Genomic DNA, 14,700 nt, shown 5'->3' on the forward strand with positions numbered 1-14,700 from the left:
GCATAAAGCGCTGCGCGACGCGCAGCACCGGCGGAAGGGATGAAAGGGAAGAGGAGCGAAGAACGAAGCCGATCAGGTCGGCAGGTTGAAACGATGCCCGCAGATCAGGCAGAGGTTGTTGGCGAGCACGTGACGATCCAACTGGTCGCCGAGCTGGGCACCGAGCGCACAACCGCCGACGCCACCGGTCAGGCCGCCGAGAATGGCGCCGGACAGTGAACCGAGGGTGATGCCCAGCGGACCGGCAATGGCACCGACAGCTGCGCCGGCTTGCCCGCCAGCAAGAGCGGCGGATGCACCACGCGCTGCGCCACCGACCGTGCCGACCAGGGCACCGATCTTCATGGCGGGATGCAGGGATGCGATCTTGGGGGAGTTACAGCGAGGACACTGCAATGACATGGCTGGAGAGCCTCCATGGTGGATATGTCATTGCAGTGATGTAGTGCTGAGATTTTTTCCAATCGAATGGCTGCTTTATGAGCGGTTCATCCATCGTCTTGCTCGGCTGCAGTCGACCCCATATTGGTCGCGACAGGCTAAAAACATCTGGGGATTCACCAGCCGACAATGGCTGTTTCCGACCCATAGTGTTGGTTACAGCATCAATGACCTTAGGGCGATTCGGTTTGTGCTTCCTGTTGCTTGTTCGGGACTAGGCGACATGGAGAGCTTGACTGCTTGCGGTTCTGGACATGTTCCCTTGCCATAACATAGCGTTGCCAGGCAACGACGAAGCGACGTAACTGAAGAGGCTGTGAGCATGTATTTGAAGCGCATCCGAGCACATAACTTTCGTGCGTTTGGCGACGGCACTACAGCGCCCGAACTGGACTGGGAGCTGAATCCCGGCCTGAACATCTTGGTTGGTGAGAACGATGCTGGGAAGACAGGGATAGTAGAGGCTATCCGCCAGGTCCTGCTCACTACTAGTTACGAGAGCGTCCGGCTCTATGAGCAGGATTTCCATATCCATGGGGCTGAAAGGGCTGAAAGCCTCTTCATCGAGGCCACGCTGAGCGGTCTTTCCAAGGAGCAGGAAGGGGCTGTGCTGGAGTGGTTGACGCTTGAGGCGGATGATACCTGCTCACTCATTGTTCACCTCCACGGTAAGTTCTTCCCCGCGCAGTCTTCGAAGCGGGCTCGTGTGGAAATCATTGTGCGTGCAGGTAAGGACGGCATCGGACCAGAAATTGGCTATGCAGTTCGAGAGCTCATTCGCGCAACCTACCTGCGTCCGTTGCGTGATGCGGAGGCGGAGCTTCGGCCAGGGCGCCAGTCCCGTCTCTCGCAAATCCTTGCTGCTCACAACGATATTTCTGGGCAAGAGGTCAACGATTTCTCCAAGACTGCCCCTGACGCGGTGCCAAGTAACTTGGTCGGGCTTATGGCCTTCGCTCAGCACCATCTTGGCGAGCATAAGGTTATCAAGGGAGTACAAGAGGACATCAACAAAAACTACCTTGGCCAGTTCTCATTCACGGGTGATCAGTTGGAGTCGAGAATTCGAATCGCCCCTGATCTGTCCCTGACACCAATTCTGGAAAAGTTTGAGTTGGCGCTCCTGCCTGGCGGTTCGGTGCATCCGGACGAGCGTTGTGCTCGGGGCCTGGGTTACAACAATGCCCTTTTTATGGCTACCGAGCTGGTTCTACTTCGTGACGGCGATGAACTCGCTTTGCTTCTGGTAGAGGAGCCTGAGGCGCATTTGCACCCACAGCTCCAAGATCGGGTCATGGAGCTACTGAAGCAGCACTCCAAAGAGCCAGCCAGCGGGGAGCGGCGTGTGCAAGTAGTGATGACTACACACAGCCCGTCCTTGGTCTCGGGCGCAGACATTGAGACGATGACGATGGTGCACAAAAGCCAGACGTATCCGCTAGCGTCCGGGCACACGAAGCTGAAGAAGACCGACTATTCGTTTTTGCAGCGCTTTATTGATGCTACGAAGGCCAACCTGTTTTTTGCTCGTGGCGTGATGATGGTCGAAGGGCCGGCTGAGGCGATTCTTATTCCTACGCTCGCGGAAGCGTGCGGCCGGTCGTTTTCGAGGCACGGCGTTTCCATTGTGAATGTTGGAAACGTCGGTCTGTACCACTACGCACGTATCCTGCAGCGCCAGATCCCTAATCCTGAGTACCCAGTCCCGGTTGTCTGTCTCACCGACCGTGACATCGTTCCTGATGTCGCCGATTACGTGAAAAAGCCAGGCAAAGGTAAGCGATTCGATGCCGACTACGATGCTGCTGAGGTGGCCGACGTCGTTCAGCGGAAGAAAAACCGAGCCCAGGGAGGGAATACCATCGTCTGCGTATCGGATCGATGGACCCTGGAGTACGACCTTGCGCTGAGCGGCTGTGCGGAGGTGATGCACATTGCAATCTCCTTGGCCGAGATTGCTAAGAGCAAAGACGAGAGCCTCAGTGATGAGGATGAGACGCTTGCCAAGGCCGCGGCCATCGAGTCATGGGGGAAACTTCAGGCAGCCAATCATACAGCGGAGAAGCTGGCATCCATCGTCTATCAGCCCCTTTATGAGAAAAAGGCTTCCAAGGCCATTGCTGCGCAATACGCCGCCCAGTTGCTGGCATCTGGAGACTATGGGAAGGGTGAGGAGCTTTTCCAGAAGCTGCCTCCGTACCTCCAGAACGCACTCTCTCATTTGACTACGCCATCGGTCGCAAAAACGGCCGCGGCGGCTGAAGCCGGAGCAAATGAAGGAACACTCGCATGACAGCAGTTCTCGTTGAATTACAGGATTTGGACCATCTGGCGCAGCTCGTCCCCGACCTGAGTTTTGACGACAAGGAGCGACAAGATGCGCTGCTTGAGAACGGCTCCAAGGACTTCAATGCAGTCCCTGGAAGCGGGAAGACTTCCCTGCTTGCGGCTAAGCTCCTGCTGCTTGCGAAGAAGTGGCCCCATTCTCATAAGGGCATCTGCATTCTGAGCCATACGAATGTAGCTCGCGAGGAAATTACGCGCCGGTTAGCTAAGTCGGTAGAAGGTTCTAGGTTGTTGGCCTATCCACACTTCATTGGCACTATTCACGGCTTCGTAAACCAGTTTTTGGCGATGGCTGTACTGCGCTGCCAGGGGCTCAAAGTCGACCTAATCGACGACGATGTTTTCGCGAAGAAAGCGTGGTCGCTTGCTATGACTAGGCGCTATGGGACATTGCGCGCTTGGCTCGACAGGCAGTCCAACGCGGAGGAGTTGGTTAGTACGCTCTATTACCGGGGCTCTACGTTCGACGTCGTTTCAGAAAAGGGGAAACTACCGAGCGCAGGCACCGCCACATACCAACAGGCGGTTGCTCTGAAAAAAGCGCTCGCGGATGAAGGTGTCTTTCGACATCGCGACATGTTCGCCTATGCGGAGCTTGCGATCACTGACCACCCACACCTTTTGGACGTTGTGCATCGGCGCTTCCCGATGGTCTTCATTGATGAGATGCAGGATACCTCATGGGAGCAAGAAGACATCCTGAATCGTCTTTTCGATGATCGCTCGGTAGTGCAGCGCTTCGGTGATGTCGATCAGAAAATCATTTCCGGAGACCCGGATTCCAACAAAGCGACTTTTCCACGCAATGGTCATGGCACGGTCAGTACCAGTAAACGCTTCGGAAAACGTATAGCAGAGGCGGTAGCGAGCGTTCGCATCAGCCAACTGCCTGTCGTAGGAGAGGCAGCGGATGTTTGCAGCCCGGCTCTGCTGCTCTACAAAACTTCAAACACCAACCAGGTCGTCTACCGCTTTGGCGAGCTCGTTCTCGACCGCTTCGCTGACGCTGAGCTGACGAATTTCGCCGTCCGAGCGATGTGCGCTCGTCGAAGTGGACAAGGAAATGTGGATCCTGGCCGCCATTTGGGAGACTACTGGCCAGCTTTTGAACGAGCGCAGCAGTTGTCCTCCCCAGAGAACCTGCACGTACTCTTCCAAGGCCAGCCTACCTGGCGCCAACGGCCCACATTGGTTGAGCGCGTTACCGAAGTGCGACGAGGGGTGTTGCTGGCACTGCGAGCCGCAAAGGCGCCGGTGGCGGAGGGAGTTCGCGATGCCCGTGCACTACTTCGTGCAGTGAAGGAGCAATTCGGCGATGCAGTGCCGTTGCAGGCGCTAATCCGCGAGTTGTCATTGAGCTACTCCTCCCCAGTCTCATTTGGTGATCAAGCAGCGCTCGCCTCAAAGATGTATGCGTATTTGGCTCATCTTCTCCCACCCCAAATGACATTGGAGGCGTTTACTGGACTCCAACTCTTCAGCCAACCTGCGATGGACGACGAACATGCTGATGGTGAGCTTCCGACGGTTTGTACCGTTGCGCATTCTGGTCGTGAGCTGGTGTATAGACTGGGTACTGTCGCCGGCATGAAAGGGGAAACACATATTGCTTCGCTAGTGCTGGAGTCATACGGTGGCACTAGTCGCCGCTTCGACCTGCAGATGGCGCTTCCGTTTATCGCAGGCATCGGCAAGAAGTTCGACAAGCTCACAGTCACCCAGCAGGCACAGATGCGAAATCTCTACGTAGCAATGTCCAGACCAACTCAATTTCTGTGTCTGGCTACTAACGAGTCTCGTGTGGATGCTCAAACACTTGCTGCGTTGGTGGCCAAGGGCTGGGATATTGATTACGTGACTTAAATACCACGCCGTTGTCACGACGTATCCGAGGCCGCCAGGCTCACGGTTGAGGAGTTGCGCGGGGTCCGCTCGTGGTTGGCCGCGGCCTATTGATCAGCGTATCGAAACGACCTTTCTGTCTCTATCTTCCTTGATGGCTGATATGGACAGATTTCCGGTAGCTGCCTTCTGAATGTGCTCGCTCCACCAAGCCATCATCGGACGCCTTCGCTCGATGTAGTCTGCCCGGTTGTAGGCGCTACGAACCTCGTCCTTGTCGACGTGGGCAAGCGCTACCTCGATCAATTCAGGATCCCAGCCATGCTCGTTGAGGATGGTGCTTGCCATCGAGCGCATGCCGTGGCTAACCAGGCGTCCTTCGAAGCCCATGCGCTTCAGCGCCATGTTGGCAGTCTGGCTGTTGCAGTGGGTGCGGGGGTTCCGGTCTGCGGGGAACACATACTCCCGATGTCCACTGTAGGGTTTGATCACTTCCAGAAGCGCCAGAGCCTGCTCCGTTAGCGGGACAATGTGCGTACGGCGTTTCTTCATGCGTTCCGCAGGAATCGTCCAGATCTTCTTCTCGATATCGATGTCCGCCCAGCGAGTAGTTGCTGCCTCGGCTGGCCGAGTCATGGTGTGAAGCTGCCATTCGATCAGACAACGGGTCGTCCTTTTGATGCTGGCATTGGCGATTGCCACCATGAGCTCTTTCAGCTCATCGGGGGGGAGCGCCGCCATGTTCTTCTTCTTTGGTTTCTTGAAGACGGAGCGGATCCCGCTGAGCGGGTTCGCGTGAATCAGTCCCGAGTTGACCCCGTAGGTCATGATCTCGTTGAGCCGCTGCGTCAGCCGTTTAACGGTCTCAAGGCTGCCCTTGGTTTCGAGCGGTCGGAGCAGGTTGATGACTTTGGGGGCATTGATGGCGGAAATCGGCGTGGTGCCCAAGTCGGGGAAGATGTGCAGCGTGAGGGAGCGCCAGATGTCTTCGGCGTAAGCTTGTGTCACCGCATCCTTTTTCAGTTCATACCAAGCCGTTGCCACATTCTGGAATGTGTGCTCGGTAGCCGCTTTCTTGGCCTGCTGCTCTGTATTCCGTTTCTCTTTGGGGTCGATGCCGTGGGCGAGGAGTTCACGTGCCTCAACGGTGCGCTTACGGGCTTGCGCCAATGAAACTTCGGGGAAGGTTCCGAGGCCCATGTTGATCCGGTTCTTTGTTACCGGGTGGCGGTAGTTGAAGTTCCAGAGCTTCGAGCCATTGCTTCTCACTCGCATCTGCAGGCCGTCACCATCGCTCAGGACATAGTCCTTCTCCTGAGGCTTGGCGGCTTTGACCTTGAGATCAGAGAGGCGGGTAGCTTGGGCGCACATGAGGTATTCCAGGGACGGTTTCTGTATTCCAAAAATTACCAGTGGATGGCTTGGAATACCACTTGGAATACCGAATATCATGGATCCTGCTGGACGCTATCGGATCGTGATGACGCTGAAAGCCCCGTATTTGCTGGGTTTCAGGCACAAAAAAAGACGTCCGAGGACGTCTTTAGATGGTTATTTGGTGGAGCCGGGGGGATTTGAACCCCCGGCTAAGGCTCTTGATACGCGGGCTGTAGACCTAAAGTTGGCATTAAGCTGTCATTTAGCTTTCCGTAGCGGAAGACTTGCAGGACAGCTGAAGATCAACCACTTATTCTATTACTCTATGATTTCAATATCGAATTCTTTGGAGTACTTCTGACCATCCAAGCTTAGCGTCAATGAGTGCTTGCCTGACTCCTCAAAGCGCACCCCAAGAAACTTCCCAGCTACTACGACTGTGTCGGCGGATTTCTCTGGAACTGGCGCGATCCCCTCGGCAACCGTTTTTCCGGATGGGGATTCGACGAGAATTTCAAGCTGTTCCGGTGCCTTCACATTTGGGAGTTCGCCATATACCGCGATGGAGTGAGTGGCATAGGACTTCCCTTGGGTTTTTTTTAATTTTAATGGGTGTGCAGTGACGCCAATAAGAGAGAACTTATCATCTACCTCGCTGCGGACATCTTCACAAATTATAAGCAAATAATTAGCAGGTTTTTTTTTCATAGCGACCAACTTGCGGAAATCGAGGTTCTATTTGCAAATGTTATCGTATTACTCGAATTTGAATCCGATACGGCAGTATCAAACGTGGGGCTTGAGAAGCCCAAGCAATCCTTGACGAAAGTGAGGATTCCGCTTTCGGCCTTCTCTCGTGGACTAGGAATGCAAATTTTTACTTGAGCACTTGTGAGAGCTTTCCGCTGCTGATCCGCTTCGATTAATGTCTTAATTATTTTTGGGTGCTGATCTAGAACTTTCAGCATGTTGTCAATCCCAACGGACTGTCTAGTGGCTCCGCTTTCATATTTAGCGAAAGCGTTTCCACCACCGCCTATCAACTGCGATGCCGCCCGCTGTGAAAGTCCAAGCTTTTTTCTTATTCTGATAATCTCAGTAGTCGTGAGTAGTCCATCGACAGCGCGCTGAAAGTTAATGTTAATCAGTTTGTTGTGTTTGCTTTGTGCGTGCAGTGCAACTTCTGATTCGCAAGTTTCGCATCTTGACGACTGGAAAACTTCCACGCTGCAAGTTACGTTTTTATATGAAATCTCTTTTGAGAACGTGTAAGGTCGCAGCACGCCGGAGCAGCAAACTGGACAGGTCTCTAAGTTTTTCATACGTAATCTCTATGGACCGAAAAAAAGAGCAAGATATTTCCAAGCTTGTTAACACTGAATTTAATATAATATTTCAACTGGGCTAGATCCCTTTCCATGGGTAGTCTCTCAGCTTTGGTGATCCTGTAGGCGTCAGCTTCAAACCAGGGACTTTTAGGCGATGCTTTGCACCATTCCGAATCATGGTAATGCTTGGATCGCAGCTCCAGCACTAATCCGGCCAAATCCTCTTCGTCCATGCAGTAGTCGATCATTTCAGAGCTCGCATTCTCTGTGACGACGCGAATTGCTTTGTGTCTCTCACTGTGTACCAGGTTTTGCACTGTCTTCAGGTCATGGCATGGTCCGTCATGGATTTTTCTTTCCTGGTCCGTAGGATGATGGCTCTGTGGTGGCTTACGCGGTGCAGTATTAACCATAGTGGGTACAAATGCTAGACGATGAAGAGGGGGGAAGGTTCCCGTTCGGCAGAAATGCTTAGGTCCGCTCGGCAAGCTTGTTCAACCCTATTTCCCCCTGAAATTAGCCCATCTAACTGATTTTAAGTGACTTTTTCAGTTGGCTTCGTCCTGACTCTGCAGGGCTTAGAGCAATGATATCGTTTTGATGGCTGCCCCGGTAGCTGTCGTTGTACCTGTCGACGATTAGCGGTTCACGCTGTGGCTCTGATGAGCTCACGTCATCGTGCTAGAAGTCTGATCCTGGGCGGCTCCGGAGCCGCCGCCCGTCTTGATTTCATCGTTCCAAAGCCTTTCAGCGCGGGTTCCAGCTGCAGAGTCCAAACTAGGCATCCATCGACCATAGATCCTTGCGATCATCGTCCAATCGCTATGCCCCATCTGCTGCGCCACCCACATTGGATGCTCACCAGCAGACAGCATCATCGAAGCGTAGGTGTGGCGCGTCTGGTATGGCCGGCGGTAGCGCACACCGGCCTTCTTCAGCGCATAAACCCAGAGTGTTTTCCGGATCGGTCCGTCGCCGGCCCATCGCCCGCCCGTCCTTGGGTTCTGGAAGACTTCCTGGTTGGCCAGGTAGGTGAATGCCTTCTGCGCTTTCAGGGCTTCCATCGCAGGTCCGAGCAGCTTGATGCAGCGCCGGCCGGAGGTGGTCTTCGTCACCTCCGCTTTTCCCTTGGCTGCCTGGGTCATGGCGCGGGTGACGCGCACCTCGCCGCGGAGCCAGTCAATATCGCCCCACTCGAGGCCGACGAGTTCGCTGGTGCGCATCCCCGTCCAGAATGCGAACTGCACCAGGTTCCGCCCTTGACCATCGAGGGCACTCAGAATCGCCTGCTGCTCTTCCGGCGAGAATGGGTCCACGTCGTCGTCCTTGACCTCTCCCTTCCTTGCGTATGTCCAGCCGGCGAGGGGGTTGCTGTCGATCAGTTCCTCTTCCATCGCATCACTGAGGGCCGAGCGTAGGCAGCTCTGGATATTGCTGAGCGTCTTGTTGCTCACCTCCAGGGTATCCAGCCAATCCTTGACGGCCTTCCGCCTCAGGTCGACCACCATGACGGGCCCTAGGGCCGGCACCAGACGAAGCTCTACAATCTTCCTGTAGCCCTCGAAGGTACTGCTGGAGACGTGCTTGCGCTTCGACTCAAGCCATCGGCCAAGGAATCCCGCAACCGTCTCGCGTGACGCCTCAGGCGCAAACTTGGCGGCGCGCGGAGATCCAGGAAATGTCACCGAGTAGTCGAAGGTACCGGCGGCGATCGCATGTTCGATAGCCGCCTTGTGCTGCTCTGCTCGCTTCAGGTTAGTGGCGGTGGGCTTGAGCGAGATGCGCTCCCGGCACCTGACGCCGCGATACATGAACGTGATTTCGATACTCGAATCAGAGACCGCCCTGACTCCCCGCCCATCTCTACCCATGCTTCATACCCCTCTACATCAATAAGCGTCCGGCCATCCGGTGCTTTTTTCCATATCTCGCCGAGGCGCCAGATTCCGTCGCGGATCTTCGAGCGCACGGCGTCTTCGGTGTAGCCAGACTCGCTGGCGAATTTTTTAACAGTCAGGTAGCGCATTCCTGAGGCCTAGGCTTGAATGCAAGCCCCTCCCAGCGGCCGGATGGGCCGCGAATCTCGCAGCGCCGAACGTAGGCCCGGCGTTTCTTACTGTCGAACAGTGCCTGGCAGGCATCCATTTGCTCACCGTCGTTCGTCATTGCCAGCAGTCTGGCGCGGTCACCGCTGTTGACGAAGACAAAGCCGTCTTTGACCTTCCCGAATCCACTGGTCCGGTATAAGGCCCAGCGCGCCCCTGCTTTCTTGCCGCCCTTCGACCCTTCGGTCAGGTAGAACGCAAACTCTCCCCTCATCACGCGAAGCAGGGTTCTAGCCATGGCGACCCCCACCATCTTTCGCCACTACCGAATACGCTTCCGGCTTTCGCTCAACCGTGCGGGTCGATCCGTCCTGGCTGTGGACGGTGAGTGCCGGCCGCCGAATCTGCACCGTTCCATCTGGCGCCATCTCCTGCCGCGGGGCGCCGTAGAAAGGGCCACCCGGGGCGAACGGATCGGGGATTGCCGACGGATTCTCAAGCAGGAACTTATGGAACAGGTTCTGGACCGCTGCGGTAAGGGGCCCCGTGTTCCCTCGGTTGGAGCGGCCGCTCTTGTGGTCTGCGCTGTCCTCGAACTCCCCGCCAATCCAGAGCAGGCCGCCAACGATTCCGGCGTCGCCCGCGCAGGCCTCGGCAGCCTCGGCACGGTGGGCATGATTCACCCCCAGGAGGTCGCACAGATCGTCGAACGACAGGGCCTGCTCGATCATGGCTGAGTTTCCGATAAGCCAGGCACCGCTCTCCTCCATGGCTTGTCTCGCAGCTCTGGTGCGATCCAGATATGCCGCTCGCTCGCGCTCAAGCGCCTGCTCGGTGAACGGCATGCCCTTGAGGAGCCTCCGACACACCTGGCGATACTCGGCGAAGCTGGTGTTGCGATCGGCGCACACCGCGCGGACGAACATCCGGAGGGCCGCCAAACGGACGCGCAGGTTACGGCGACTGTCGGCGTAGATATCGATCAGCCTGTGCAACGTTGCGCCCTTCATGACCGGCTCTCCTTGTTCGTGTCGCAGATCCGCAGGTCGACGCCGCAGGCCTGGACCAGTTCGGTCAACTCGCCGAGCTTGGTGTTGGGGTTCTGCATCGCCTGGCCCAGGCGGACCAACTGCTGGCCGAGGGTGGCGAGCGGGGTAGGGCGATACCCTGGTGGTGGCGGAATATCGGAGCCTCTCATCACTGGCATACCTCCCAGATGAACAGGGTCTTGAACGGCTGGAGTGCGGCGCCGGCGGCAACCGCAGCCAGGCCAAACAGCGCGACGAGTGCGATGGCGGTCAGAGCCTTGCGCATGGTCATCGCTCACCTCCAGGCGCTGGGGCTGCGGCAAGGAGTCCGCGATAGACACATGCCAGGAAGTCGCGAACCGCACCCCGATCCGGGAAGTAGTACTCGGTATCCTCAACGAGATAGCCGTCCATTCCGTCCTCGCTGTCGCGGCGCGCGTCCAGCATTTCCGGGGTCGGCTCAAGCGGTACCAGCTTCCACCCCGACGGCACGTTGTGCTGACCCAGGGCGGTCTTCAGTTGATCCTCCAAGCGCTTGGCATAGCCGCGAATGCCTTGCACGGTCCAGCCACCATCGATGGCGTCTTGCGGCAGCCCTTCGCAGATGCGTTCGAACTGGCGCAGGAGCTCGACTTCGGCCAGGGCAGCATCTCGCTCTTTTTCGCAGCGCCCCCAGCCGTTCGTTGCGCTACCGAGCTTGAAGATCAGCTCGGTATTGCGCTCTCGCTGAGATTGAAGTTCCGCCTTCAGCGCCCCGACCTCGGCCAGGGCGACGTCGTGTTCTTCCAGCAGCTTTGCGCGCTCGGCGATGTACGCCATGACATCGGAACGAGATCTCCCGGCGGCTTCTTGCCAGTCTGCGACTTCCGCCTGCAGGCGCCTCAGCTCATTGACCGCCACCTCGACGGCTTCAATCACCGGCACGCCGACGTAGCCGTCCTCGATTGCCACGCGATCAAGCCAGCGTTCCAGAGTTTGGAGGCTTTCGGCCAGTTCGCTGTCGCCCGATCCCGGCGCGGGGTGGGGGCGCTCGCCGGCATTACCCGGTCCGGAAACAGGTTCGCCGCCAGGATTGCCCGGTTCGGAACTCGCTCCAGCGCCGTCCAGCGCGGCCAGTGCGATCTGTCGCATGTTCGCCGCCGGCATGTTGTCCTGCTCGGGACAGGGGAACTCGGCGATGGTGCGGAGCGCCAGGAGGGCGCGCTCGAGCGGATACTCTTCTGCAGCCTCGGCACCGACCAGGTGCTTCGCTACCGTTTCCCGGATGACGCGCAGCGCGTTCATGGCTTGGAGCGAACTGCCGTCCTGGCCGAGCTTGGCGGTCAGATCGATCTGTTTAAACAGGGCATGGGTCATAGGTCACCCCCTTGCTCGGCGCTGCGCACTGCCTGGTAGGCGAGGGCGTAGCAAGCCATTTGCACCAGCAGGCTTGAGGCCGCGAGTGCGGGGTGATCCGTGAGGGCCAGGGCCGCCACGTGCAGAGCGCCAGTAGGGATGGAGAGCCAAGGGCGGGCGAGTAGGTTCGCCGCTCCTTGCCCCTTGATCCCGCCGGCGAATATCAGCAGCCAGCAGAGAACGTTCGTGGCCGCCGCGACATAGAAGGCGAACCGGTGGATCGACCCCTGACCGAAGTACAGGCACGCGCTGAGCAGCAGGCTGATCACGGTGCCGATGAGTGCTTGCTTCATGATCAGCGATCTCCGGCGGCAGCGGTCAAGGCGTCGAGTAGCGCATGCTTTCGGCGCTGGCCATGCAGGTACTCGCGCAGGGCAACGACGATCAGGGAGTTCATGCTGCGCTCGTCTCGCTTGGCCTCGGCTTCGACCTCGGCCCTCAGGCCGTCCGGCAGACGGACAACGAACTTGTCCATGTCCCGGCTGGTGCTGGTCGGCAGTTCGGTTACAACGGTTGCTCGTTTCATAGTTTCTCCAGGGCGAGCAAGGGCCCGCCGGCATTTGTGGCTTTGCCAAAATCGGTTGGGTTATGGGTTTATTGGTGCGTCAGGGGCATGCCGAACTTGCACCCCCTTCGGTGATCCGGTGTTGGTGATAACCGAACAGTCCGTCCAAGTCGATGTCGTACACCTCCTTCCAGGCATCCGCAGGCCACGCCCGGACACGGCCATAGAGAGGGTCTTCGACATAGTTGGGCTGGACTCCGTGGGAATCGCACCATGCACGCAATTTGCGCCAGGCCTGCGGGTCGAATTGAGTCTTGGTGAGGTTCTCTACTGCCTTGACCGTCGCCTGCCGGGTACCACGCCCGAGTTCATCTGCAAGACGACGTGCCTCGCGGACGGCGGCGGAAGCCGATGCCATTGCAGTGGCCTCTCGCCGGGAGCCGATCTCTGCCTTGGTGGCGATGGCGTGGTCGCGCTCTTCGATGGCCTTCTGCTCAGAGCGCTTGGATTCCAGTAGGTGCTCCAGTGCCTGGATGTAGTCACCGGGGAGGGCCGGGAGCGTTTGCTTGGCCCGTGCCTCCAACTCGTGCAGTCGATCCAGGCATTTCGCGCGGAGCGGAATGCTGTAGCCCGTCAGGAGGATTTCGACCTCGCGGCGGGGCAGATTGAAGCAATGCTGGAGCCGCCCATAAGCGTCCGGGACATCTCCTGAAAAGTCAGGAGATCTTCCGTCGGCGTCGATCTGATATCCGAGCTCAAGGAGCATCTTGCGAATATCGGCAATGACGTTGTCATGGCGCTTTCCAGTCAATTCGGCAATCTCGCGGCTCGACATGGTGACGGCGTTGGTTGTGGTGATCAGGCTCATGCTGCAGCCCTCCTTTCGCGAGTGGCTTCGAGCATTGCTTTCAACTCGCCTACCTGGCCATCGAGCAGACTTCCCCAGTCGTCGGCCAAATACTGGCCAACACCGGCCAGGCGCTTGTTGTGGGACGGGAACTGTTCGGCCTGGTAGATCGCCCGGAAGATGGCGGACAGGTCGTAGAGGGTGCTGACGGCGAGCTCGATGGAATCGTAGGCCTTGGTGGCCAGGTCGAATGCTTCGGGCGCAACTTGGGTAGGGCTTGCCATTGTGGGGGAACTCCATAGCTGATTAGGGAGCTGCCACCGACCGTCGCCAAACGGAATAGGGTGGCAGACCGCGCGGGGTTGGCGAACCGGGGCTATGGAACCCGGCAGACCCGAAGGTCTCCCCACGCGATCTGCCATAGAGAGACACCGGGTAGCCGGTGCACGCCCAAACGGCAGGCACAAAAAAAGCGCCTGATGTTGGGTTGGCGCTGTCGCGCCATAGCCTGTCGGGTCGCCAAACCCGGCCACTGAATTTGCAGTGACGGGCCGAGCATAGTCCCGACTGTGAACAAGGGTCAAGTTCATCTCGTTCTCCGCGATTCAAACCGGCGATTTGCCGGTTTTACCCATCTGCCGGTATCCACCGCACAACCGCCTCAGTCGAAGCGGCTGTACGCTGGGTTTCCAGCCCCTGCCACGCCAAGCCAAGCCGTTCTCTGCCACGCCAGGCCAAACCCGGCCAAGCCACGTGATGCCTTCGCACCGGACAGCACTCCACCTGAAGCGCTCGCCGCTGCGTCAGATCAGCCCTCTCTGTTGCAGGTCGTTCAGTTCTGCGTCCGCAAATGCGGCCGCCGCCTTCAGGTCTGCCACGGTAAGCTCGTCGAGCGTCTTGCCCAGGCCCTGGATGTGCCGGGCGAAAGCGCGCTGTGCCGGCCCGTTGTAGCCATGGCAGAAGTCGGCCGCTGCGCGCAGTTCACCGTCGAGCTGCAGCGCCAGGATGTTGAGAGGATCGTTTCTGTCCCAGGCCATGATCACGCCACCCAGGCCACGCCATCGCGGCGAGCAGTCAGACGAGTTTCGATCTTCCTTTCGCCGCCACGGCGGCTGCGCATCATGTGGTCATCGTTGAGCAGTGGCTGACCGGCGACGAGGAAGGCGAGGGCGATCACGGCGGGCGAGATCAGGCCTCGACGCATGGCCTCGGCGACCAGTGCTGCGCGACGGGTGACGCCGAGCTTGGTGGTCGCCGCCAAGACGCGCTTACCCACTGTGCCCGGCTGCATGCCCAGGTCGCGGGCCAGCTCCTTCGAGGTACGACCCGCCGCGATGCCCAGGACGCACTGAAGCTCACGCAGGGACAGGCCCTTGCCGAGGAAGCCGGTGAAACCGTGTGCGGTGATGGTGGTGTCCATGTTCAGTGCAATGCTCCCGGCGGAAACGATCAATGAGCGAACATTACGATATGTAATCGATGGGTGCAATACTTTTCGTAATCTAAAATATTACAGATGTGAAAAAGCCCGCTAGGTTGCGGGCTT

19 protein-coding genes are annotated in these 14,700 nt (G+C 57.9%); 2 read left to right on the forward strand and 17 right to left on the reverse strand.

What is annotated here, in order from left to right; translation table 11 throughout:
• Window positions 1-72 precede the first annotated feature (72 nt).
• Window positions 73-345: a hypothetical protein gene (locus ACTJJX_RS21740; RefSeq protein ID WP_228381288.1), complete on the reverse strand. Its 273-nt coding sequence runs from the start codon at window positions 343-345 to the stop codon at window positions 73-75.
• Window positions 346-763: 418 nt separating this feature from the next.
• Between ACTJJX_RS21740 and ACTJJX_RS21745 the strand changes: the two genes are divergently transcribed.
• Both ACTJJX_RS21745 and ACTJJX_RS21750 read left to right on the forward strand, forming a co-directional pair.
• Complete coding sequence (locus ACTJJX_RS21745; protein ID WP_023082716.1) at window positions 764-2,734, forward strand: ATP-dependent nuclease; 1,971 nt, start codon at window positions 764-766, stop codon at window positions 2,732-2,734.
• Window positions 2,731-4,650, forward strand: a complete 1,920-nt coding sequence (locus ACTJJX_RS21750; RefSeq protein WP_023082715.1) for a UvrD-helicase domain-containing protein — start codon at window positions 2,731-2,733, stop codon at window positions 4,648-4,650. Before ACTJJX_RS21745 ends, ACTJJX_RS21750 begins: the two co-directional genes overlap by 4 nt.
• Before the next feature lie 93 nt (window positions 4,651-4,743).
• On the opposite strand, the gene ACTJJX_RS21755 is transcribed toward ACTJJX_RS21750, so the two are convergent.
• From ACTJJX_RS21755 to ACTJJX_RS21830, 16 genes are all read right to left on the reverse strand, one after another.
• Complete coding sequence (locus ACTJJX_RS21755) at window positions 4,744-6,000, reverse strand: integrase domain-containing protein (protein WP_031668879.1); 1,257 nt, start codon at window positions 5,998-6,000, stop codon at window positions 4,744-4,746.
• A gap of 324 nt (window positions 6,001-6,324) precedes the next feature.
• Window positions 6,325-6,714: a hypothetical protein gene (locus ACTJJX_RS21760; protein ID WP_126453026.1), complete on the reverse strand. Its 390-nt coding sequence runs from the start codon at window positions 6,712-6,714 to the stop codon at window positions 6,325-6,327.
• The gene (locus ACTJJX_RS21765) at window positions 6,711-7,328 is read right to left on the reverse strand and encodes a type II toxin-antitoxin system MqsA family antitoxin (protein WP_071575326.1); all 618 of its coding nucleotides are present in this window, start codon (window positions 7,326-7,328) and stop codon (window positions 6,711-6,713) included. The genes ACTJJX_RS21760 and ACTJJX_RS21765 overlap by 4 nt, the downstream gene beginning before the upstream one ends.
• Window positions 7,325-7,582 carry a hypothetical protein gene (locus tag ACTJJX_RS21770; RefSeq protein ID WP_023123406.1) on the reverse strand — a complete coding sequence of 86 codons (258 nt, stop codon included), beginning with the start codon at window positions 7,580-7,582 and terminating at the stop codon, window positions 7,325-7,327. The genes ACTJJX_RS21765 and ACTJJX_RS21770 overlap by 4 nt, the downstream gene beginning before the upstream one ends.
• Before the next feature lie 420 nt (window positions 7,583-8,002).
• Window positions 8,003-9,145, reverse strand: a complete 1,143-nt coding sequence (locus ACTJJX_RS21775) for a tyrosine-type recombinase/integrase (protein ID WP_320535495.1) — start codon at window positions 9,143-9,145, stop codon at window positions 8,003-8,005.
• 202 nt (window positions 9,146-9,347) lie between these two features.
• Window positions 9,348-9,677, reverse strand: coding sequence for a hypothetical protein (locus ACTJJX_RS21780; protein ID WP_023127405.1), 330 nt, complete (start codon window positions 9,675-9,677; stop codon window positions 9,348-9,350).
• Complete coding sequence (locus ACTJJX_RS21785; protein WP_023127404.1) at window positions 9,670-10,389, reverse strand: hypothetical protein; 720 nt, start codon at window positions 10,387-10,389, stop codon at window positions 9,670-9,672. The genes ACTJJX_RS21780 and ACTJJX_RS21785 overlap by 8 nt, the downstream gene beginning before the upstream one ends.
• Window positions 10,386-10,577, reverse strand: a complete 192-nt coding sequence (locus ACTJJX_RS21790) for a hypothetical protein (protein WP_003085682.1) — start codon at window positions 10,575-10,577, stop codon at window positions 10,386-10,388. The genes ACTJJX_RS21785 and ACTJJX_RS21790 overlap by 4 nt, the downstream gene beginning before the upstream one ends.
• Window positions 10,577-10,699 carry a hypothetical protein gene (locus ACTJJX_RS21795; RefSeq protein WP_023127403.1) on the reverse strand — a complete coding sequence of 41 codons (123 nt, stop codon included), beginning with the start codon at window positions 10,697-10,699 and terminating at the stop codon, window positions 10,577-10,579. Before ACTJJX_RS21795 ends, ACTJJX_RS21790 begins: the two co-directional genes overlap by 1 nt.
• The gene (locus ACTJJX_RS21800; protein ID WP_320535496.1) at window positions 10,696-11,763 is read right to left on the reverse strand and encodes a hypothetical protein; all 1,068 of its coding nucleotides are present in this window, start codon (window positions 11,761-11,763) and stop codon (window positions 10,696-10,698) included. The genes ACTJJX_RS21795 and ACTJJX_RS21800 overlap by 4 nt, the downstream gene beginning before the upstream one ends.
• Window positions 11,760-12,095 carry a hypothetical protein gene (locus ACTJJX_RS21805; protein WP_058131138.1) on the reverse strand — a complete coding sequence of 112 codons (336 nt, stop codon included), beginning with the start codon at window positions 12,093-12,095 and terminating at the stop codon, window positions 11,760-11,762. Before ACTJJX_RS21805 ends, ACTJJX_RS21800 begins: the two co-directional genes overlap by 4 nt.
• A 2-nt stretch (window positions 12,096-12,097) precedes the next feature.
• Entirely contained in the window at window positions 12,098-12,328 is a 231-nt protein-coding gene (locus ACTJJX_RS21810) for an Arc family DNA-binding protein (protein WP_023123400.1), read from the reverse strand.
• A 79-nt stretch (window positions 12,329-12,407) separates the two neighbouring features.
• Complete coding sequence (locus tag ACTJJX_RS21815; RefSeq protein WP_021205286.1) at window positions 12,408-13,175, reverse strand: Rha family transcriptional regulator; 768 nt, start codon at window positions 13,173-13,175, stop codon at window positions 12,408-12,410.
• On the reverse strand, window positions 13,172-13,438 hold the full coding sequence (locus ACTJJX_RS21820; protein ID WP_058032686.1) for a hypothetical protein: 267 nt from the start codon (window positions 13,436-13,438) through the stop codon (window positions 13,172-13,174). The genes ACTJJX_RS21815 and ACTJJX_RS21820 overlap by 4 nt, the downstream gene beginning before the upstream one ends.
• A 519-nt stretch (window positions 13,439-13,957) precedes the next feature.
• A complete protein-coding gene (locus tag ACTJJX_RS21825) occupies window positions 13,958-14,191 on the reverse strand; it encodes a hypothetical protein (RefSeq protein WP_021205288.1) in 234 nt (77 codons plus the stop codon).
• Between the two features lie 2 nt (window positions 14,192-14,193).
• A complete protein-coding gene (locus tag ACTJJX_RS21830; protein ID WP_033869211.1) occupies window positions 14,194-14,574 on the reverse strand; it encodes a response regulator transcription factor in 381 nt (126 codons plus the stop codon).
• Window positions 14,575-14,700 lie beyond the last annotated feature (126 nt).

This window comes from Pseudomonas sp. 22490 (assembly GCF_052044465.1).
Taxonomy (GTDB): Bacteria; Pseudomonadota; Gammaproteobacteria; order Pseudomonadales; family Pseudomonadaceae; genus Pseudomonas; species Pseudomonas aeruginosa.